The sequence below is a fragment of the Caballeronia sp. LZ029 genome (genome assembly GCF_031451275.1).
GTDB lineage: Bacteria > Pseudomonadota > Gammaproteobacteria > Burkholderiales > Burkholderiaceae > Caballeronia > Caballeronia jiangsuensis.
The window spans coordinates 1-682 of sequence record NZ_JARUXO010000017.1 but is presented as its reverse complement, the minus strand read 5'-3'; the positions used below and the strand labels follow the sequence as shown (position 1 = coordinate 682).

At 65.5% G+C, this 682-nt stretch carries 1 protein-coding gene; it reads right to left on the bottom strand.

Annotated elements, in window-relative coordinates:
- Positions 1–682, bottom strand: a 682-nt coding sequence (locus QCE73_RS39500) for an FAD-binding protein (protein WP_309885323.1), incomplete at both ends; no start/stop codon positions are given.

Sequence of the window (682 nt, the reverse complement as noted above, 5' to 3'; positions counted from 1 at the left end):
CCAGAACTCCATGTCCTGCAGCGCGATGCCCGAGCGCGCGGCCATGCCGAGGCCATCGCCCGTATTGATGAACGCATTCGTCGATGCCGCGAAGATGCGCCCCGCGCCGCCCGTGGCGAACAGCGTCGTCTTGCCTTCGAGGATATAGACCTCGCCCGTTTCCATTTCGAGCGCGGTCACGCCGAGCACGTCGCCGTCGGCGTCGCGGATCAGATCCAGCGCCATCCATTCGACGAAGAAGTGCGTTTTAGCCGCGACGTTCTGTTGATACAGCGTGTGCAAGAGCGCGTGGCCGGTACGGTCGGCCGCAGCGCATGCGCGTTGCACCGGCTTCTCGCCGTAGTTCGCGGTGTGGCCGCCGAACGGACGCTGATAGATCGTCCCGTCCGGATTGCGGTCGAACGGCATGCCCATGTGTTCGAGCTCGTACACCGCGTTGGGCGCTTCGCGGCACATGAACTCGATCGCGTCCTGGTCGCCGAGCCAGTCGGAGCCCTTGATGGTGTCGTAGAAGTGATAGTGCCAGTTGTCTTCGCTCATGTTGCCAAGCGAAGCGCCGATGCCGCCTTGCGCGGCAACGGTGTGCGAGCGCGTCGGAAACACCTTGGACAGCACCGCCACCGACAAGCCCGCGCGCGCGAGTTGCAGCGATGCGCGCATGCCCGAGCCGCCCGCGCCGACG